The organism is Metaclostridioides mangenotii (assembly GCF_018917235.1).
Taxonomy (GTDB): Bacteria; Bacillota; Clostridia; order Peptostreptococcales; family Peptostreptococcaceae; genus Metaclostridioides.
On record NZ_JAHLOF010000003.1, the window covers coordinates 160,029 to 178,851 of the forward strand.

Below are 18,823 nucleotides of genomic sequence, written 5' to 3' on the forward strand. Positions count from 1 at the left end.
TAAAAACCTCCCTATTAAAATTGATTTAAAAATCTTTTGTTATTTTCGAATAATAATCTTATATCGTCTATTTCGTATTTGAACATTGCAAGTCTTTCTACACCAACACCAAATGCAAAGCCACTGTAAACGTCTGGATCAATACCACAGTTTTTAAGTACATTAGGATGAACCATTCCACAACCTAATATCTCTATCCAACCTTCTTGTTTACATGTAGGGCAACCTTCTCCTCCGCATTTAAAACAAGTGATATCAACTTCAGCACTTGGCTCCGTAAATGGGAAATTATGAGGTCTAAATTTAGTTTTAGTATCCTCTCCGAATAATTTTTTTACAAATGACTCAAGTGTCCATTTCAATTGTGCCATTGTTACATCTTTCCCAACTACCATACCTTCAATTTGATGGAACATTGGTGAATGTGTAGCATCAGGAGTGTCACGCCTAAAGCATCTCCCTGGAGATATTATCTTAATCGGAAGCTCTGAACTTCTCATAGTTCTTACTTGAACTGGTGAAGTTTGAGTTCTTAAAAGTAAGTCGTCACTAATATAGAATGTATCTGTCATATCTCTAGATGGATGATCCTTTGGAGCATTAAGTGCGTCAAAATTATTATCAACAGTGTCCATCTCTGGGCCTTCTGCTATTGAGAATCCCATACCTATAAATATTTCCGAAACTTCATCTATTATTTGAGTTATAGGATGCTTTCTACCTAGTGCAAGTTTTTTACCAGGAAGTGTAACATCTATAATCTCTTTGGAAAGTTTTTCATTTTTTACAATCTCTTTTAATTCTTCTTTTTTGCTAATCAAACTTTCTTCTATAGCGTCTCTAACTTCGTTCCCTACTTTACCAATAACAGGTCTCTCTTCTGTAGATAGTTTTCCCATCTCTTTAAGTATTGACTTTAACTCACCTTTTTTACCTAAATACTTAACTCTAAGATTTTCTATATTGTCCATGCTACAAGCTTCTTTAATTTCTTTTAAAGCTGCCGCTTGCAAGTCTAACAGTCTTTGTTGCATCATTATCACCCTTTCATTTTTTTGTATAAAAAAAGCCCTTCATCCCAGCTAGGGACGAAAGGCTATAGTTTCGCGGTACCACCCTAGTAGTTTTACAAATTGCAGTAAAACCACTCGAAAAACTTAACGCGTTCAGACGTGCAAGCTTACTTGTATTCAGCCCACATACTCCAGAGCGAATTTCTTTTGAGTCCTTAGAAAACACTTCCAGCAATTGTGTTTATCTCTGTACTAAGTTTAAACAAAATACTTATCTCCTTCAACGTATAAATATATTAACATTAGTAAGTAATTATACCATTTCTGTATCTATTTTTCAATATAAAAAAAATATGATTAATATTATTTTATTACTATCTATATAATTTGTTCCATAAATTTAATATTATTTTGATTTACATACTTTTTATAAATATATCTATAAATATAACCAAGAATGTTAAAATTGTACTTGCAATTAGTGATAGTATAATTCCCTTTAAAAAACCCTTCAAGTGATACATATAATCTTTATAAGCAGGATTTCCTTTTGTACCAGGAAGTATCATAAAATCCGGATTGATTTTACAAAATACAATCCAATCAAATATAACTAAATCTATAGTATTCCATACCATAAAAACTATAAAAATATGCGAAAATATAATTTTATTAGATATTTCTAAATTTCTATATGTCACAATACATGAAAATATAATATATAGTGTTATTATTAATAACATAGGTATAGCCAACTTCAAAAATCCCTTTTTTTCATCTAATGTTTGTTTATCCACTTGATTAACAATTTCAGGGGGAAAACTCTTCATTTCATATCTTGGGTTTACTTTTAAAATAATAGAAATCCAACCACATATTAATATAGATACTATCAATCCGTCGAATAAAGATCTAATCCAAATCATTAGAAAACCTCCCATATAGTATACTTCTTTTCATTTAATTTTATTATAGATCTTTAAAACTTGAATTGCAAATATATTGATAATTACTCTTAAAGTATGCTTTTTCATTCTAGCTGTACCTATTTTATTACAAATAAATAAGGCAATATCTACACTAACATAGTAAAAACAAATTGTGTACATATTGCCATATAATTTAAACCAAATGCTTTTTAATTTCGTACATCAAGATCGCAGAACTTATAGCTGCATTTAATGACTCCGCACTTCCATACATAGGAATTTTTACTAATGTATCTGATTTTGATACTAAATAATCACTTACTCCATTTGCCTCATTGCCAATAACTAATGCTACTTTTGATCCGTAGTCAGCTTTATCATAGTAATTATCAGTATCTAAATAACTTGATACTATATTAAAATTTTTCTCATTTAATACATCTACTATTTCTTTTTCTTCAGAATTGATAATATTCATTGTATATATTGATCCCATTGTAGATCTTATAACTTTAGGATTATATATATCCACACTACCCTTTAAAATGACTACCGCTTCAACTCCAGCAGCATCAGCAGTTCTAATTATCGTGCCCATATTACCAGGATCTTGAACCCTATCCAAAACTACAATAAATTTTTGATCAGTTAAACTCTCTTTTAAGTTATTGGATTTATATGTTTTTACTCCAATAATCCCCTGAGTGTTTTCTGTATCTACAAGTTCATTAAAGTTTTTATTCGATGTCTTATATATGTCTACATCACTAGATTCAAATTCTTTAAGTAATTTTTTATGATCTTCTTTATTTTCAAAGTCATCATTGATAAATATATAATCTATTTTTGCACCTGATTCTAGTGCAAGTGAAAGAATACGAAGTCCTTCAACGATAAATTTAGACTCTTTGTTTCTATTTTTAGCTTTAAGTAGTGATCTTGTGTACTTTAACTTTTCATTATCCCTACTTGTAATTTTTTTAATCATTATTATTTTCTCCCAGGCATCTTATGACTCTCAGAAGTTATCTCACTAATCTTTGAGTTTTGTCCAATTACTACTAAGATACTTCCTAATTCTAATTTTTCCTCTGGAGATGGTGTAACATTTATATCATCACCCGTTTTTATTGCCAGAACAGTTATCTCATATCTAGCTCTTAATTCTAAATCTACTAAAGTTTTTCCTATCCATTTACTTGGAGCTACTATTTCAACGATAGAGTACTCTGGGTCTAACTCAATATGATCAAGTATATTATCCGATACTAAGTTGTGAGCAACTCTTACACCCATATCTCTCTCTGGGAAAACTACTCTATCAGCACCTATTTTGTAGAAAACTTTAGCTTGTAGCTCATCTTTAGCCTTACAAATTATTTGGGGAACTCCCATTTCCTTTGCTATAAGAGTAGCCATTATAGATGCTCTAATATCAGATCCTATAGAAATTACTGCTACATCGAAGTTCCCTAATCCTAGAGATCTAAGAGCTTGCTCGTCAGTAACATCTACAATAACTGAATGAGTAACTTTATCAGAAAGATTTTGTATTATATCCTTATTTTTATCAATTGCCATAACTTCATTTCCTAGAAGACTTATAGTCGTCGCAACGGAACTTCCAAATCTTCCACATCCAATAACAATATATTGTTTCATTTAATGTTCCTCCACATAAATAACATAATTTATTTTAACCTACTATTATTTTACCATCTGGATAGCTAATTGGTTGATTTTTTCTGTGTCCAAAAGATAAAACTGCCATAAATATAGTAAGAGAGCCTACTCTACCCATAAACATACATAAAATTATCAATAATTTACCAAATAGATTTAAGTTTGCACTACCAGCTAAACTACTACCTACTGTAGCAAGTGCCGATACAACTTCAAATGCCGATGCTGTTAAGTCGAATCCAGGTTGAGTTATAGAAATAAGTAGCGTACCGGTTGTAGCAGCAGCAATACCCATCACAAAAATTCCTAAAGATTTTTTTACGATATCTGGTGAAATTCTTCTTTCATATACTTCTATATCTGATTTGCCTGTTATAAAGCTCTTAACTGTAAGTATCAACACAGCTAATGTCGTTGTTTTAATCCCACCACCTGTTGATGCTGGAGATGCTCCTATAAACATCAAAATAATCATAACGAAAACACTACTTTCATCCATTGCAGCTAAATTTAGCGTACTAAATCCAGCAGTTCTAGATGTTACAGATTGGAATAATGATGCAAGCAACTTACCTTTCATTCCAAGTTGTGCTATTGAATCTGGATTTTTATATTCTATTATAAATATCAGTGCCATACCTACAAATATAAGTGTCACTGTTGATATTAATACTAGTTTTGTGTGTAAATTAAATTTAGATATCTTTCTCTTTTTAGCAATATCTAACATTACAGGATAACCAAGTCCTCCACAAATAATAAGCAAACAAATCGTTAGAGATACTGTAGCGTTGTTTACATATGAAGTAATAGATGTAAACTTGCCAGTTGTTGGTCCCATGAGGTCAAATCCTGCATTACAGAAGGCCGAAATAGCATGGAATATACTAAACCAAATACCTTTCGCTGCACCAAATTGCGGTATAAAAACGGTTGATAGTATAAAAGCACCTATTATTTCTATAGAAAATGTAATAAGTACAACATATCTTACCAGTTTAACTAACCCAGACAAATCTAATTGATTCAGGGATTCTTGTATAACAAGTCTTTCCTTTAAATTTATTTTTTTCCTTGTAAAAATTGCAAACATCGTGGCGACTGTCATAAATCCAAGCCCACCAACTTGTATTAATGTTATACATATAATTTGCCCAAATAAGTTCCAGGTTGTTCCCGTATCTACTACAACTAGCCCAGTGACACATACAGCTGAAGTCGCTGTAAATAAAGCATCTATAAAACCAACACTTTCTCCGCTCTGCGTAGCGATAGGTAATGTCAATAAAAGACTTCCAATTAGTATCACAGAAGCAAATCCAATAACTATTATTTGAACTGGTTGCATTTTATTTGCTAATGCTAGAAGCCTTTTTACCAATTTATTCAATTTAACGCCCCTCCTAATTTCAAATAAGTTGATTTAAGAATACTAATTTTTTAGTACTCTCCTTCAACCATTACTATATTATATTACAAAGATTATCTAAAAACAATACAAGTAATTGGCAGCTATATTATTTAACTTCTCTTTAACAGACGTGTATACAATTCTGTAAATTTCAAATGTTTGAACTGTTTTTAGAGACTTAATTTTATTTATTATTTTTCAATTTTACTTATTAACTTAACCTTAATATTTGATAAAGTAGATAAATTATGTACTTTGACAATGTCATTATATTATCGTATTATGATATTAAATTTTATTAAATATAAAAATCAAAATCTAAAAAGAGTTAAATTCTTCTAATAAGTCCTACCTTTTTTGATTTGAGTATCCATTTTAATATATTAAGGAGTGAAATTATGCTAGATAATATTGATAAGCAGTTAATACTACTACTACAAGAAGATTCTCGGATTTCTATAACAGAATTGTCGTCTAAAGTAAATTTGAGTAGACCTAGTATAAATGAACGCATAAATAAGTTAATTGATAAAGGAATATTAAAAAAATTTTCTGCACATGTTCCACCAGAATCAGTAGGTTTAAATGTTAGTTTTTACATCCAAATAAGTGATATAAAAGTATCCTTTAATAAAATATGCGAAATTCTTACTTCAAAAAAATGTATTACAGAAATACATGCTGTTACTGGTAAAATCAATTATATCGCAAAAGGATCTACTAAAAATATTTCAGAAATGAATGCCCTATTAGAAGAATTAATGCCCTATGCACATATAAATACATCAATTATCTTAAACACTCCTCTCGAGAACAGTATTATAATACCTGTAGATTAATATAAAAGTGAGCTCTAAATTATAGCTCACTTTTATTTTGCATATTTTTCTTAAAATTATATGCTTTTTGTAAAATTATATTGTCAAAATAATTCAAATTTTCATATTAGCATTTCTAGTTATTAACTATAATAGATTTAATCAACCAAATCAAAAAATAAGCATCAATTTAGTAAAATTAAATATTTAATAAGGAGGTTTGGAGATGATCAAAAATAAGTGGATAAAATTTTTTATCCTGTATCTAGGAGCTACGGTACTTTCGTTAAGTCAGCTAAAAATAGTTCCAATTTTCAATGAAGTATCTCAAACAATGAATATAAGTATGACACAAACTTCATTGCTTACATCTATATTTACATTTTCCGCACTATTTTTAGCTATTCCTGGAGGAAGTATACTTAATAAGTTTGGAGTAAAAAAGATAAGTGTAGCTATAATGTTTTGCTTATTTATAGGTAATATAATGGGTGGTTTTAGCGAAAATTATTCATTACTATTAATAAGCAGAATAATAGAAGGTATTTCTTTTTCATTGATTATGATGGTTTCAATGATTTATATTAATTATTGGTTTAGAGATGGATCCGCAGGATTAGCGATAGGAATATTCGGTACATTCTCTGCATTAGCTTCCATGATAGGAATGAATATATTTAGACCTATTTATATTGCTTTGGGTCTAAAAAGTATATGGTTTATAATGTCTATTGCATCTTTTATTGTTATACTTTGTTTTTACTACCTACTTGACGGCCCTGAAGAGTCTGATTCAAATGATGAGAATAAAGGACGTTTAATAGAAGCAGCAAGCGATAAATCAACTTGGATATTAGCTCTCGGGATGGGATGTATGTCATTTGTACTTTTTACTTTTATTACTATATATCCTCAAATTTTCACACAGGTGTACCATTTGAATCCAGACAAATCAAACTACTATAATAGTCTGTTTGGTCTATTTGCTGTACCTTTTGGTGTTATTGCCGGAGTTATAAATGATCGAACAGGTAAACCAGTATCATTAGCTTTTATTTCTTATATAGTACTTTCGTTAGCTTGTTTTGTAACAGTGCGATTGTCAAATAGTATATTAATTGCCCAAGTGTTTTTTGCATCTGCTGCTCTTAGCTTAGTTTCATCTTCTATTTCAATAGCAGTCAACAAATTAGTCAAGCGTCCAGCATTAATTGGTTCAACGTTTTCTATTATATACTTATTTTACTATATAGGCATATTTATTGGTTCTCCTATTATATCTAAAATTGTTGAAGCTTATGGCTGGAATATTGCTACATTAGTATTATCTGGAGTCTCATTAGCTGGAACTATATCAATCGCATATTTAGTTATTACAAATAGCAAAACTGCTGATAAGGAAAAAAGTATTCAAGTGTAAACAAATGAAGAATTAAACAGATAGGTTATATGATAATCAATAATTGTTTAGGAATTTATTGATTTATTCATATTCTATATATATTAAAATTTGGGAGGTAATCATATGTTAGACAGAAATTTTAAATTAGGAATGGATTATGCTTTAGAGCTTGACTCTAAAGATTCTTTAAAAAAATTTAGATCCAGATTTTACATGTTAGAAAATAAAATTTATATGGATGGTAACTCTTTAGGTCTTTGCTCAAAAGATGCATTAGACTCACTTCAAAATATGATAAATCAGTGGAAAAACTATGCTATTGGTATCTGGAATGTTGAAGATAGCCGTTATTATCACTATTCAAATGTGCTGGCTGAGCTCTTAGCTCCATTAATAAATGCAACACCTGAAGAAATTTGCGTAACTGGAACAACTACATCTACAATACATCAGGCAGTTTCTACATTGTACAAACCAACAGATAAAAAATATAAAATACTTGTTGATGACTTAAACTTTCCAACTGATAGATACGCAGTTGACAGTGTAGTTAGATTAAAGGGACTAGATATAGAAGATACAATAAAGGTTGTAAAAAGCCTAGATGGTAAATTAATTGATGAAGATGCAATTATTGAATCTATGACTGATGATGTAGCATTAGTTCTTTTACCTGCTGTATTATATAGAAGTTCCCAGCTCTTGAACATGAAAAAAATCACGCACGCTGCCCATAAAAAGGGTATTATAATAGGATGGGATCTTTGCCATTCTATTGGTTCTGTTCCACACGATTTTAAAGAAATTCAACCTGACTTTGCTGTTTGGTGTAATTATAAATATCTTTCAGGAGGTCCAGGAGCTACTGCTGGAGTGTACTTAAATAAGAAGTATTTTGGAGTTGTTCCAGGTTTAGCTGGATGGTTTGGCAATAAAGATGAGACTCAATTTTTACTAAGACATACTTTTGAACCTGAATTAAACGCAACAAGCTTACAGACCGGGACTCCAAATCTACTTTCTATGGCACCACTAGAAGGGGCTCTAAAAATATACAACGAAGCTGGACTTGATAATTTACGTGAAAAATCTCTACATATAACAGCTTATCTAATGTACCTAATTGATGAAAGACTTGTTAGATATGGATATAGCTATGATAACCCAACAGATGACGATATTCGCGGAGGCCATGTTTCACTTGTACATGATGAAGCATATAGAATCTCTTTTGCATTAAAGGCAAAGAACATAGTTCCTGATTATAGAGAGCCAAATGTTATTCGCCTAGCCCCTATTGCACTTTACAATACTTATGAAGAAGTCTACAAACTTGTCGACGCTCTTGAAGAAATCGTAGCTGACAAATATTATGAAGAATTCAGTAAAGAACGTCTATTAGTATATTAATAACCTACAAAGAACCCTAGAGAATATACTCTAGGGTTCTTTATATGAATTCAAATTATTTACTTGATAATTAAGCTAATTGTGATTTAGCAGTTTCTGCTAACTTAGAGAAACCTTCTGGATCTTGTATAGCTAATTCAGATAACATTTTTCTGTTAACTTCTACACCAGCTAATTTTAAACCATTCATTAATCTTGAATAAGATATACCATTCATTCTAGCTGCTGCATTTATTCTTTGTATCCAAAGTTTTCTGAAATCTCTCTTCTTTAACTTTCTACCTATATATGCGTTCTTTAATGCTTTCATTACGAAAGTATTTGCTGGTCTATATAATTTACTTCTAGATCCTCTGTATCCTTTAGCAAGCTTTAATATCTTTTTGTGCTTTTTACGGGCATTCATAGCCTTTTTTACTCTTGCCATCGTTATTACCTCCTTTTATTTTCCTAATGTTAATTATAGTTTATTATCTGTATTAATCCGGTCTTAGTATGGTAATAATTGAGATATTCTCTTTGCATCTCCATCACTAACTAAAGTAGATTTTCTTAAGTTCATTTTTCTTTTAGCAGACTTTTTAGTTAATATGTGCTTTTTATAAGCTTTTGCTCTCTTTAACTTTCCGCTTCCTGTTTTCTTAAGTCTCTTTGCTGCACCTCTATGAGTTTTCATTTTAGGCATGGTGTTTCCTCCTCTCGATTAAACATCTATTTTTTTGGATCTATAATTACAACCATATTATTTCCCTCAAATGCTGGGGCTTTTGTTGGTTCACCAAACTCTTTAACTATATCTATGAATTTAAGCATAACTTCTTTTCCTATATCCTTATGTCCTAATTCTCTTCCTCTAAATCTAAGCTCAACTTTAACTTTATCTCCTTTTTTAAGGAACTTTATGGCGTTATTAGCTTTAGTATTTAAATCATTTGCTTCAATACCTGGTCTAAGTCTTACTTCTTTAAGGCTAACTACTTTTTGTTTTTTCTTTGCTTCTTTTTCTTTTCTAGATTGTTCATATCTATGTTTTCCATAGTCCATTATCTTACAAACTGATGGCTTTGCATTAGGCGAAATTTGAACTAAATCCAAATTTTGCTCATCTGCCATAGCTTGCGCTTCCTTTAATGACACTATCCCAAGTTGATCTCCATTAGACGCTAGAAGTCTTACCTCTTTGTCTCTTATTTGCTCATTGATTGCTAACTCTTTGCTAATTGTTAGACACCTCCGTTTTTTTATATAAATAATGGCGAATGATATAATCATCCGCCATATAAGTCTCAAAATAATAAAGCTCTTCTAATCTACACATTAAGCTTTTACTTATATATACCTAGCTAACTTTCGTCGCAAGGTGAGAAGCGGACTTCTTCTTCGTTTTCTTTTCCTTATATACTATACCACCTTTGTTCAATATGTGCAAGTTTTTTTAAAACTTTTATATACTTTTTATAATTTCTTATAAATTAATACAAATTCCTACTTTACTATACATAAATCTACTAAAAAAATATATGTCTTTATTTACCAATGAAAATTATAATAAAATATATTAAATATGGAAAATATAAAGACATCAAATAAAAATTACCAGAGGTGTTTACATGAAGATGTTTAATAATTTTATCAAAAAAATCAAAAATCCTGTGCCAGCTTTTGCACAGACAAAGTTAGAAAAAGAAGAAAAAGCAGATGATGCGTTTTCAACTCATCCTAAGACTACATTTAAAGATGTTGCTGGACTTGAGGAAGTCAAAGAAGAGTTATTTGAAATCGTAGATTTTATGAGATCGCCAGATAAATATAAAAAAATGGGAGCTAAAATTCCTAAAGGAGTTCTATTTTATGGTCCTCCAGGAACTGGTAAAACATTATTAGCTTCAGCAGTTGCTGGAGAAACTAACTCTGCATTTTTCAATATTACTGGTTCAGAGTTTGTTGAAAAGTACGTAGGTGTTGGTGCAAAAAGAGTAAGAGCACTGTTTGAAAAAGCAAGAAAAGACGCTCCTAGTATAATCTTCATTGATGAAATTGACGCAATTGGTGTAAAAAGACATATGGAAAGTAACAACGAAAAGGATCAGACGCTAAACCAGTTACTTGTTGAAATGGATGGTTTTAACAAAGATTCAAATGTATTGGTTATAGGTGCGACAAACAGACTAGATTTACTTGATGAAGCCCTAATTAGACCAGGAAGATTTGATAGGCATATACACATGGGCGCTCCAAACTACCATACAAGATTTGAAATCTTAAAGGTACATACAGAAAACAAGCCTATCGATAAATCTGTAGACCTTGAAGTATTAGCAAAGAAAACGCACGGATTTAATGGTGCTCACTTATCTAATATTGCCAATGAAGCTGCAATCTTTGCTGTCAGAGAAAACAGCGAAAATATAACTTCAGTACATTTTGATAAAGCTCTAGAGAGAGTTATTGCTGGATTAGAATCTAAGAATTCTACACTTATAGAAAGAGAAAAGAAAATAGTTTCATTCCACGAAGCGGGTCATGCATTAGTAAGTGATATTATAGGCATAACCCCTATACAAAAAGTTTCTATAATTCCTAGAGGCCAAGCTTTAGGTTATGTATTGCAACTTCCAGATGAAGATAGATATATCTATACTAAAGAAGAACTTATAGGTAAGATAAAAATTCTACTAGCAGGTAAAGCCTCTGAAGAGATTATATTCAAACACAAATCTACAGGAGCAAAAGATGACCTTAAAAAAGTTACCGAAATAGCTAATCAAATGGTTTGTGAGTACGGAATGAGCGACTTAGGATTTATGACTATAGATGGAAATGATAAGACTTTTATGTCTGAAAAAATACAATTTGAAGCTAATAAGATAGTTGAAGAATGCTACAATGAAACTATTGAACTTCTTACTAATAACAGCAACGATTTAGATATACTCGCTAATCATCTATTTGAAAATGAAACTATGACTCATGAAGAGCTTAAAGCTTTAATAAGAAAAGAAGCTGCAAATTAAGAGAGTGGATGCATGTTTTAAAACATGCATCCACTCTGATTTTTATATCTAATTAAATAAATCAATATTTTCAAAAGAATATACTTCAATAAACTTATCAATAACTATATAATTTTTATTTTTAAGTTTTGGGTATATTGATTGTCCGCTTATATTCACAGGCTGAATTACAAAAATCAAAAGAAGCAATATCAAGGCCGGAAAAATTAATGACTTTGTTGAATCAAATACTTTTCTTATGTTTTTCATTATATCCACTTCTCCTCTACTTTTATATCTATTAGGTTATTATTATACCATATTTTTGTTGATATAATATATAACGTTTTTGTAATGTAAAAGCAGACATATTTTTTAAATATTCTAAATATCTAATTTTTATTAAATATATATCAAGTTAATTTAAAAAGCTGTGTACCAATTTTAGCTTAGTTATAAACTAACATATAAAGTACACAGCTTTTAAGTATATAAAATATGTTCTAGCGAGTTAATTAATCAAGTTCCTCTACATTCTCTCTTGAAGCAACTTGTTTATTTATATTAGAGATGAAGTCTTCTAAGCTTATATTTCCTAGCTCACCTTTATCTCTTGATCTAACAGATATATTTTTCTCTTCAACTTCTTTTTCACCTACAATTATCATGTAAGGAACTTTTTCAAGCTGAGCTTCTCTTATCTTAAATCCAATTTTCTCTGCTCTATCATCTAAGTCTACTTTTATGTTTTGTTGATAAAGAGACTCTTTTATTTCATTAGCATAATCTAAATACTTATCAGATATAGGCAATATTTTTACTTGAGTTGGAGCTAACCAAACTGGGAATTTTCCAGCATATTGCTCTATTAGGATACCTATAAATCTTTCTATACTTCCAAATGCAACTCTATGAATCATTACTGGTCTATGTTTTTCACCATCTTGACCTATATAAGTAATGTCAAATCTTTGAGGTAATTGCATATCTAATTGTATAGTTCCACATTGCCAAGTTCTTCCTAGACAATCTTTTAAGTGGAAGTCTATCTTAGGACCATAGAAAGCACCATCTCCTTCATTAAGTATATATGGAAGGTTAAGTTCTTCTAATGCTTCTCTTAGCCCATTTTCTGCATTTTCCCACTCTTCATCACTTCCCATAGAATCTGCAGGTCTAGTTGATAGCTCTAAGTGATATTCAAATCCAAAAGTTTTGTAAACCTCATCAATTAGCTTTACTACTCCTTTTATTTCATCTTTGATTTGCTCTGGTAACATGAATATATGCGCATCATCTTGAGTGAATGCTCTAACTCTCATAAGTCCATGAAGTGCTCCAGATAACTCGTGTCTATGAACTCTGCCAACTTCTCCAACTCTCATTGGGAAATCTCTATATGAATGTTGTTTGTGATTGTAGAATATAAGTGATCCTGGACAGTTCATTGGTTTTATTGCATAATCTTCGTCATCTATTTGTACAGTGTACATATTTTCTTTATAGTGGAACCAGTGTCCTGAAGTTTCCCAAAGTTGTCTATTTAATATTATTGGAGTCTCTATTTCAACATACTGATATTTCTTGTGAACTTCTCTCCAATATTTCATAAGTTCATTTTTAAGCTCCATACCTTTTGGTAAAAATAATGGGAACCCTGGCCCCTCTTCAGGCATCATAAATAGGTCTAATTCTTTTCCTATTTTTCTGTGGTCTCTCTTTTTAGCTTCCTCTAAAAGGTGAAGATACTCTTCTAAATCTTTATTCTTTTCAAAAGATATACCGTAGATTCTCTGAAGCATCTTATTCTTTTCGTCACCACGCCAGTAAGCCCCAGCTATGCTCAATAATTTTATAGCCTTTACTTTCTTAGTTGATGGAAGGTGTGGACCTCTACATAAGTCTATAAAGTCTCCTTGCTTGTAGAAAGAAATTACTTCTCCTTCTGGTAGATCAGATATAAGTTCTACTTTATAATCTTCACCTTGTTTTTTCATTAATTCGATAGCTTCTTCTCTAGGAAGTTCCATTCTTTCAGGTTTTAAATCTTCTTTAACTATCTTTTTCATTTCAGCTTCTAATTTTTCTAAATCTTCTGGAACAAGTCTGTGATCCATATCTAAATCATAGTAGAAACCATTTTCTATACTTGGTCCTATTGCAAGTTTTACCTCTGGATATATTCTCTTTAATGCTTGTGCAAGTATATGTGCAGATGTATGTCTAAATACATCCTTTCCTTCTTCATCTTCAAATTTGAATAAGTTAAGCTCACAATCTTTGTTTATAACAAAGTCTAAACCAACAAGTTCTCCATCTACTGATGCTGCTAATATATTTCTAGCTAAACCTTCACTTATTGATTTAGCTACGTCCATAACTGAAATTCCACTTTCGAACTCCTTGATTGATCCGTCTTTTAATGCAACTTTTATCATCATGATTCCTCCTATTTATATTTATTATAAAATCAAAAAGTCGCCCCAAATATATATTTGGGGCGACTGTACAATCGCGGTTCCACCCAAGTTGACTACAGTGAACTGAAGCCCTCTTGTTGACTGTAAGGTCGTCATCCGAATGCTTTTACAAAGCTACTCACATTCCGCTCCAAGGTAGTTTTTCAAAAAGACCTATTAAATGGGTTTACAGCCAAGACCCAAATTCTCTGAAAATAGTTTCTAATTTACTTTTCCTCTTCTACGCTTATTATCTAAATGTTATTTCAAATTGTATCAGAAAAAATAATAATCGTCAATAATAATTTTTTGATATTTCTACAATTTTTTTAAGTTTATATCAATTATTGCCATATTACTATATAATTATTCATTTATTAACTATTTTGCAACTTATATTATTTTATAAAATTACAACTATCAATCCTTGCACTATACCAATTAAGAAGCCAAGTACAAGACCTAGAAATTCTATATGCTTCAATTCTTTCTTTGCAACACTTATTATGAGATCTTCTAAAACTAGCAAATCTAATTGGTTAATTTTTTCTTCAATCATTTTCTGTATATCTATACGTTCACTAGCTTTTTTAACCATACCTTTACTCAAGTCATCTATGCTATTTTTGACTTCTTCTTCAATCATATCATTAAGATAACCTTCAATAAGTTTTTTTATACCTGATGGAACATATGATAATTTTTCATTAAGCATTACATTTATTCTGGATTTAATATAAATTACTACTTCGTCCTTATCATCTTCAGTAATAACATTATCTAATATATCATCAAGAGACAAGAATTCCTCTTCAACTATCTTTGCTATATTAGTCGCGATTTCTTCTCGCCTTTTAGGTATAAGTCCTATAATTTCTGTATTTAATATTGGTATTTTGATTGGGTTTAAAGGCCTGAATATAAGCCTTATTGCAACAACATTAGTTATATATCCAATAACCCCACCTATAGATGCCAATAATAGTATTTTTATCAAGTTATCCATGACTATCTCTCCTCTTCGTTTGTATATTGTATCTGTTTACATAATTCTACTATACAATTATAAGCCATGTCACTGTATTTAAAAAGGTCTTAATTATTAGGATTCTATTAGAAACATGTTTTTTGAAATCCATTTAGTTGCTAGATATAATATCTATTCTATTTTCAAATATTGATTTCAATGTATCTATAATCTCTTTTGAACAATTGTTATTTAATGTGTCTAATACTTCAATTTTTCTAGGACATAGTGATAGCAATGTACTTATTAAAAAGTCCTCGTAGTTAAGATTTTCTCTTATTACCATGTTTATAATATCTTCATCATCTATACTATCTATTTTTTCACCATTTTTATCATAAAGAACAAAACTATTGTCCTCCATAATATGAACTTTAAGTAAATCGATTTTTACATCTTGTGTGTCTATAAAGTATTTAAGTACCCTTATAAATTCTGCATGATCCCTATTTATTAAGTACTCTTCTAGAGATATATCTGCTATAGCAGATATGTATTTTAAAAATTCTTTCATCCTGAATTTTATAAAACCGTCGATATTTATGTAATCATTTTCTAAAATATAATTGCTTACCCTCATAAATATTGTCTCTCTAATGAATACCTCTTTGTCTTTAAATATTTTTAAGGAGTGTTCGTAAATATTATTAATTTCCATTGGATATGTCTTCCCATACTGAGTTTGTATATATTCCCTTAAAATCTGATCTCTCATGATATTTATAATTTTATTGGTTATTCTTTCAGTTATTTCGTCTAGATTTAAACCCTCACTGCTAAAAACTTTATCATCTATTACTTTTCTAGCAATCACTTCATTTTTTCCTGTACTTGTCACTACCTCTACTATTCCATTTGTATAAATTAATTTATTATTGATGTTATTGCCATAAAACTTCTTATCTGAAATTTTATCTTTACCTATCAATTATATCGCTCCTTTCTAGTCGTAGTACATATGTCTTTCTATTTTTATTCTGTGCTTGTAATTAATAATTTAATTTCAATATTCATCCTGTCCGTACTGTTGTTATATTGCATTATTGTAGTGTTATTTTTATAATATGAAAAAAGTTAATTTTAGTGCAATATAAAATTAAGTGTACTAAAAAAATATTTAAGATATTATTACAACTCATTATTATTTTTTACAAACCTACCTAATTTTATACAATGTTATCTATGTTAATAAAAATTATTTTATATTGCTTGTACTTTTATTAGATTTATACATATTCTGATAGTAATTTAAAATAAAAATCTTATTTTTTAGGATAGTTTTATTTTGAAAATTATCTTGTAAATATTTAAATATAAAAAGACTAGATTCAAAAGTTTTTTAAACTTGAAATCTAGTCTTTTTATATTTATAATTAATAATAAACGGCGTTAGTCTTTTTAAATTTCAGTATCATCTTCTACGTATTCTAGTATATCACCCGGTTGGCAGTCCAAGGCCTTGCAAATTTCATTGAGTGTTGAAAACCTTATTGCCTTAGCTTTGTTAGTCTTCAAAATAGACAAGTTTGCATTGGTAATATCAACTTTTTCTGCTAAATCTTTAAGAGATATTTTTCTTTTTGCCATCATTACATCTAAGTTTACCACTATTGCCATAATATCTCCTCCTAAATAGTTAAGTCATTTTCATCTTTTATATTTATTGCTTTATCAAATACTTCAGCTATAACGAAACAAACTGAAGCAATGATAAAATATACTAATTTCTCTGGTGTTAGTCCATAATTACCAATAGCTAAAAACTGCATTGTATGATTCCCTAATGGCTCAGCAAGCCTAAGTATTGCATTTGCTAATAGTAAATACCCTATAATTTTAAGTCTTCTTACATTATCTCTAACAAATGGATCTTTATCAATATTAAAAATAATTTTTATCAAATTATAAACTACTAAAAAGCAGCCTGCAAGATAAACTATTCCAAAAATAAATGCAGCTACTTCCATTATTTTAAACCCATTAGTGAATATTCTAGGTATATCAAACATTACTGCTATTATGCCTATAATAGGTATAAAAACTAAAAAAAGATGTAAAATTGTTGATAACATGTTTCTAAAAAAATATTTATTCATAATATAAAACATCTCCTTAATAAGAATTAATAAGTATAACCAGCATTTCGCTCATAAATTCATTATATAGTCAAGTCGTTCTCATTTTTTATCTTTATAGCTTTGTCAATAACTTCTGCGAGTACAAAACACATCAGAGCAAATATTATATTAAATACCATTGAACCTGTAAGTCCACCAATCATGTTTTTTGCATCCCTAATTCCAAATAATACAAGAGGAGCATCTGCATTTGAATAAAATCCAATAATACATTCAGACACAGAGTTTACTAACAAGCATGTTCCCATTATTTTAAACCTCTTAACATTTCCACTTATAAATGGCGTGTATGATGTGCTATTAACTATAAATGTTAGGTTTAAAACCACTATTATATAGTTAGCCGTGTATATTGTTAATAAAATTAATTCACCAAATTTTTTAATACTCATATTATTTAAAAAGTCAAATAATTCTCTCCACAATACACCTAGGCCACCCACACTCAAGGCAAATAAAACAATAAATAAAAAAATTGATAGTACGCCTTTAACAAAATTATCTTTCATAAAATGCCATCTCCTTTAATACATATTATATACTAAGTCTAACATTTTATATATTGTTTTTCAATAATTTTCTATTATTTATTAATATTTTTTTATTGTTTATAATTGTTTTATATATAATTCTATTAATCTATATAAATTAAATACAAAATAATCTTAAATTTACATTATTCAAAACCTAGAGGTATTAAAGATCCGAGATCTAGCAGGTTTTCATCACTGAGCATAACAATTTTTTTACCCTTCTTGTCTAAAAAATCCTTAATATCACTGTAGCTTGGATGTTTACTAATATCTCCAAAGAACGCCAATTCACTTTTAGAAATTAAACCAGTACATCCACCAATAAATCCGTAATTCATACCAAATAGTTCAATATGACCTGCTTCAATTAATAAACATTCTAATTCTGTATTTATAAGCTTATTATATATACCTTTATCAGATGTTATTACAGAGCTGTCATCAACTATACATATCGAACACTTAGAGTATCCCTGTTCAACATTGATTTTTTCAAGTCCATTATTTTCAATAAACTCTAGAATTTTTTTATCTGTATACTTAAAATTATGTATAGCGTAATTGCCAACTATCGCTACATTATAAGCTATATCAGATGGATACTTTTCTTGAAGTATTGTCTCTCCTTTAATTATGTTGAAGTCATATTTTTCAAGTAATTGATTGTAATGCTTGTACAAACTCGGTTCTACTACTATATTGCCATACCCTAAATTACAAAGACTAATGTCTGGATGGTAACTTATACTTTCATACACCCTATCACACTTTACAGTTTTTATAATTTCAATATTTCTTTTTCTCAATTCATCTTCCATACTCCTAGACAATCTTTTATCTACTAGAGCCAGAGCTAAGTCTTCGTCAATTAAAAAAGATTTTGTTGTAAACTTCATCACATAATCCTTTCTATAAATTATTTTATAGAATTATCAAATATACAATTTTTATATAAATTTATTCAATAAATTATAAAAGAACAAAAAAGATGATACATTGCATATAAT

At 29.6% G+C, this 18,823-nt stretch carries 20 protein-coding genes and 3 other annotated features; of the genes, 4 read left to right on the plus strand and 16 right to left on the minus strand.

The annotated features are described in order from the left end of the window. Window positions 1-14 precede the first annotated feature (14 nt). The 5 genes from pheS to KQI18_RS06105 all read right to left on the minus strand — a co-directional run bounded on the left by pheS (window position 15) and on the right by KQI18_RS06105 (window position 5,015). Window positions 15-1,034, minus strand: coding sequence for a phenylalanine--tRNA ligase subunit alpha (gene pheS, locus KQI18_RS06085; protein ID WP_216466843.1), 1,020 nt, complete (start codon window positions 1,032-1,034; stop codon window positions 15-17). Window positions 1,035-1,081: 47 nt separating this feature from the next. After that, window positions 1,082-1,306 (minus strand) — a binding site (T-box leader). A 123-nt stretch (window positions 1,307-1,429) separates the two neighbouring features. After that, a complete protein-coding gene (locus KQI18_RS06090; RefSeq protein WP_216466845.1) occupies window positions 1,430-1,939 on the minus strand; it encodes a hypothetical protein in 510 nt (169 codons plus the stop codon). A gap of 196 nt (window positions 1,940-2,135) precedes the next feature. Beyond that, window positions 2,136-2,930, minus strand: coding sequence for a TrmH family RNA methyltransferase (locus KQI18_RS06095; RefSeq protein WP_216466847.1), 795 nt, complete (start codon window positions 2,928-2,930; stop codon window positions 2,136-2,138). 2 nt (window positions 2,931-2,932) lie between these two features. Then, a complete protein-coding gene (locus KQI18_RS06100; RefSeq protein WP_216466849.1) occupies window positions 2,933-3,604 on the minus strand; it encodes a potassium channel family protein in 672 nt (223 codons plus the stop codon). A 34-nt stretch (window positions 3,605-3,638) separates the two neighbouring features. Next, the gene (locus KQI18_RS06105) at window positions 3,639-5,015 is read right to left on the minus strand and encodes a TrkH family potassium uptake protein (protein ID WP_236887663.1); all 1,377 of its coding nucleotides are present in this window, start codon (window positions 5,013-5,015) and stop codon (window positions 3,639-3,641) included. Between the two features lie 419 nt (window positions 5,016-5,434). On the opposite strand from KQI18_RS06105, the gene KQI18_RS06110 reads away from it, so the two are divergent. From KQI18_RS06110 to kynU, 3 genes are all read left to right on the plus strand, one after another. Beyond that, the gene (locus KQI18_RS06110) at window positions 5,435-5,875 is read left to right on the plus strand and encodes an Lrp/AsnC family transcriptional regulator (protein ID WP_216466851.1); all 441 of its coding nucleotides are present in this window, start codon (window positions 5,435-5,437) and stop codon (window positions 5,873-5,875) included. Between the two features lie 205 nt (window positions 5,876-6,080). Next, a complete protein-coding gene (locus KQI18_RS06115; RefSeq protein ID WP_216466853.1) occupies window positions 6,081-7,274 on the plus strand; it encodes an MFS transporter in 1,194 nt (397 codons plus the stop codon). A gap of 105 nt (window positions 7,275-7,379) precedes the next feature. Beyond that, a complete protein-coding gene (gene kynU / locus KQI18_RS06120; protein WP_216466854.1) occupies window positions 7,380-8,666 on the plus strand; it encodes a kynureninase in 1,287 nt (428 codons plus the stop codon). A 70-nt stretch (window positions 8,667-8,736) separates the two neighbouring features. On the opposite strand, the gene rplT is transcribed toward kynU, so the two are convergent. The 3 genes from rplT to infC all read right to left on the minus strand — a co-directional run bounded on the left by rplT (window position 8,737) and on the right by infC (window position 9,938). Next, window positions 8,737-9,093, minus strand: coding sequence for a 50S ribosomal protein L20 (gene rplT / locus KQI18_RS06125; protein ID WP_216466855.1), 357 nt, complete (start codon window positions 9,091-9,093; stop codon window positions 8,737-8,739). A gap of 63 nt (window positions 9,094-9,156) precedes the next feature. Then, window positions 9,157-9,351 carry a 50S ribosomal protein L35 gene (rpmI, locus tag KQI18_RS06130; RefSeq protein ID WP_216466857.1) on the minus strand — a complete coding sequence of 65 codons (195 nt, stop codon included), beginning with the start codon at window positions 9,349-9,351 and terminating at the stop codon, window positions 9,157-9,159. A 26-nt stretch (window positions 9,352-9,377) separates the two neighbouring features. Further along, on the minus strand, window positions 9,378-9,938 hold the full coding sequence (infC, locus tag KQI18_RS06135; RefSeq protein ID WP_216466859.1) for a translation initiation factor IF-3: 561 nt from the start codon (window positions 9,936-9,938) through the stop codon (window positions 9,378-9,380). Next, window positions 9,908-10,053, minus strand: a sequence feature (ribosomal protein L20 leader region). It overlaps the preceding gene by 31 nt. A gap of 223 nt (window positions 10,054-10,276) precedes the next feature. On the opposite strand from infC, the gene KQI18_RS06140 reads away from it, so the two are divergent. After that, window positions 10,277-11,680, plus strand: a complete 1,404-nt coding sequence (locus tag KQI18_RS06140; protein ID WP_216466860.1) for an ATP-dependent metallopeptidase FtsH/Yme1/Tma family protein — start codon at window positions 10,277-10,279, stop codon at window positions 11,678-11,680. Window positions 11,681-11,728: 48 nt separating this feature from the next. Here the strand turns inward: KQI18_RS06140 and KQI18_RS06145 are convergent, their stop codons facing one another. From KQI18_RS06145 to KQI18_RS06180, 8 genes are all read right to left on the minus strand, one after another. Beyond that, complete coding sequence (locus tag KQI18_RS06145) at window positions 11,729-11,929, minus strand: S26 family signal peptidase (RefSeq protein WP_216466862.1); 201 nt, start codon at window positions 11,927-11,929, stop codon at window positions 11,729-11,731. Between the two features lie 245 nt (window positions 11,930-12,174). Continuing rightward, window positions 12,175-14,097, minus strand: coding sequence for a threonine--tRNA ligase (thrS, locus tag KQI18_RS06150; protein WP_216466864.1), 1,923 nt, complete (start codon window positions 14,095-14,097; stop codon window positions 12,175-12,177). 55 nt (window positions 14,098-14,152) lie between these two features. Continuing rightward, window positions 14,153-14,371: a binding site (T-box leader), on the minus strand. Window positions 14,372-14,521: 150 nt separating this feature from the next. Further along, window positions 14,522-15,124 carry a DUF445 domain-containing protein gene (locus KQI18_RS06155; protein WP_216466866.1) on the minus strand — a complete coding sequence of 201 codons (603 nt, stop codon included), beginning with the start codon at window positions 15,122-15,124 and terminating at the stop codon, window positions 14,522-14,524. Window positions 15,125-15,257: 133 nt separating this feature from the next. Beyond that, complete coding sequence (locus KQI18_RS06160; protein WP_216466868.1) at window positions 15,258-16,073, minus strand: putative sporulation protein YtxC; 816 nt, start codon at window positions 16,071-16,073, stop codon at window positions 15,258-15,260. A gap of 470 nt (window positions 16,074-16,543) precedes the next feature. Further along, window positions 16,544-16,762: a helix-turn-helix domain-containing protein gene (locus tag KQI18_RS06165; RefSeq protein WP_216466870.1), complete on the minus strand. Its 219-nt coding sequence runs from the start codon at window positions 16,760-16,762 to the stop codon at window positions 16,544-16,546. A gap of 11 nt (window positions 16,763-16,773) precedes the next feature. Continuing rightward, the gene (locus tag KQI18_RS06170) at window positions 16,774-17,241 is read right to left on the minus strand and encodes a DUF2975 domain-containing protein (RefSeq protein ID WP_216466872.1); all 468 of its coding nucleotides are present in this window, start codon (window positions 17,239-17,241) and stop codon (window positions 16,774-16,776) included. Window positions 17,242-17,303: 62 nt separating this feature from the next. Beyond that, window positions 17,304-17,792 carry a DUF2975 domain-containing protein gene (locus tag KQI18_RS06175; RefSeq protein WP_216466873.1) on the minus strand — a complete coding sequence of 163 codons (489 nt, stop codon included), beginning with the start codon at window positions 17,790-17,792 and terminating at the stop codon, window positions 17,304-17,306. A gap of 167 nt (window positions 17,793-17,959) precedes the next feature. Further along, entirely contained in the window at window positions 17,960-18,712 is a 753-nt protein-coding gene (locus KQI18_RS06180) for a DUF6873 family GME fold protein (protein ID WP_216466875.1), read from the minus strand. Window positions 18,713-18,823 lie beyond the last annotated feature (111 nt).

Excerpts from the sequence above, each read along its gene's own strand:
- pheS (WP_216466843.1), bottom strand. The coding sequence starts at position 1,034 with ATGCAACAAAGACTGTTAGACTTGCAAGCGGCAGCTTTAAAAGAAATT.
- KQI18_RS06090 (WP_216466845.1), bottom strand. The coding sequence starts at position 1,939 with ATGATTTGGATTAGATCTTTATTCGACGGATTGATAGTATCTATATTA.
- KQI18_RS06095 (WP_216466847.1), bottom strand. The coding sequence starts at position 2,930 with ATGATTAAAAAAATTACAAGTAGGGATAATGAAAAGTTAAAGTACACA.
- KQI18_RS06100 (WP_216466849.1), bottom strand. The coding sequence starts at position 3,604 with ATGAAACAATATATTGTTATTGGATGTGGAAGATTTGGAAGTTCCGTT.
- KQI18_RS06110 (WP_216466851.1), top strand. The coding sequence starts at position 5,435 with ATGCTAGATAATATTGATAAGCAGTTAATACTACTACTACAAGAAGAT.
- KQI18_RS06115 (WP_216466853.1), top strand. The coding sequence starts at position 6,081 with ATGATCAAAAATAAGTGGATAAAATTTTTTATCCTGTATCTAGGAGCT.
- kynU (WP_216466854.1), top strand. The coding sequence starts at position 7,380 with ATGTTAGACAGAAATTTTAAATTAGGAATGGATTATGCTTTAGAGCTT.
- rplT (WP_216466855.1), bottom strand. The coding sequence starts at position 9,093 with ATGGCAAGAGTAAAAAAGGCTATGAATGCCCGTAAAAAGCACAAAAAG.
- rpmI (WP_216466857.1), bottom strand. The coding sequence starts at position 9,351 with ATGCCTAAAATGAAAACTCATAGAGGTGCAGCAAAGAGACTTAAGAAA.
- infC (WP_216466859.1), bottom strand. The coding sequence starts at position 9,938 with ATGATTATATCATTCGCCATTATTTATATAAAAAAACGGAGGTGTCTA.
- KQI18_RS06140 (WP_216466860.1), top strand. The coding sequence starts at position 10,277 with ATGAAGATGTTTAATAATTTTATCAAAAAAATCAAAAATCCTGTGCCA.
- KQI18_RS06145 (WP_216466862.1), bottom strand. The coding sequence starts at position 11,929 with ATGAAAAACATAAGAAAAGTATTTGATTCAACAAAGTCATTAATTTTT.
- thrS (WP_216466864.1), bottom strand. The coding sequence starts at position 14,097 with ATGATAAAAGTTGCATTAAAAGACGGATCAATCAAGGAGTTCGAAAGT.
- KQI18_RS06155 (WP_216466866.1), bottom strand. The coding sequence starts at position 15,124 with ATGGATAACTTGATAAAAATACTATTATTGGCATCTATAGGTGGGGTT.
- KQI18_RS06165 (WP_216466870.1), bottom strand. The coding sequence starts at position 16,762 with ATGGCAATAGTGGTAAACTTAGATGTAATGATGGCAAAAAGAAAAATA.
- KQI18_RS06170 (WP_216466872.1), bottom strand. The coding sequence starts at position 17,241 with ATGAATAAATATTTTTTTAGAAACATGTTATCAACAATTTTACATCTT.
- KQI18_RS06175 (WP_216466873.1), bottom strand. The coding sequence starts at position 17,792 with ATGAAAGATAATTTTGTTAAAGGCGTACTATCAATTTTTTTATTTATT.
- KQI18_RS06180 (WP_216466875.1), bottom strand. The coding sequence starts at position 18,712 with ATGAAGTTTACAACAAAATCTTTTTTAATTGACGAAGACTTAGCTCTG.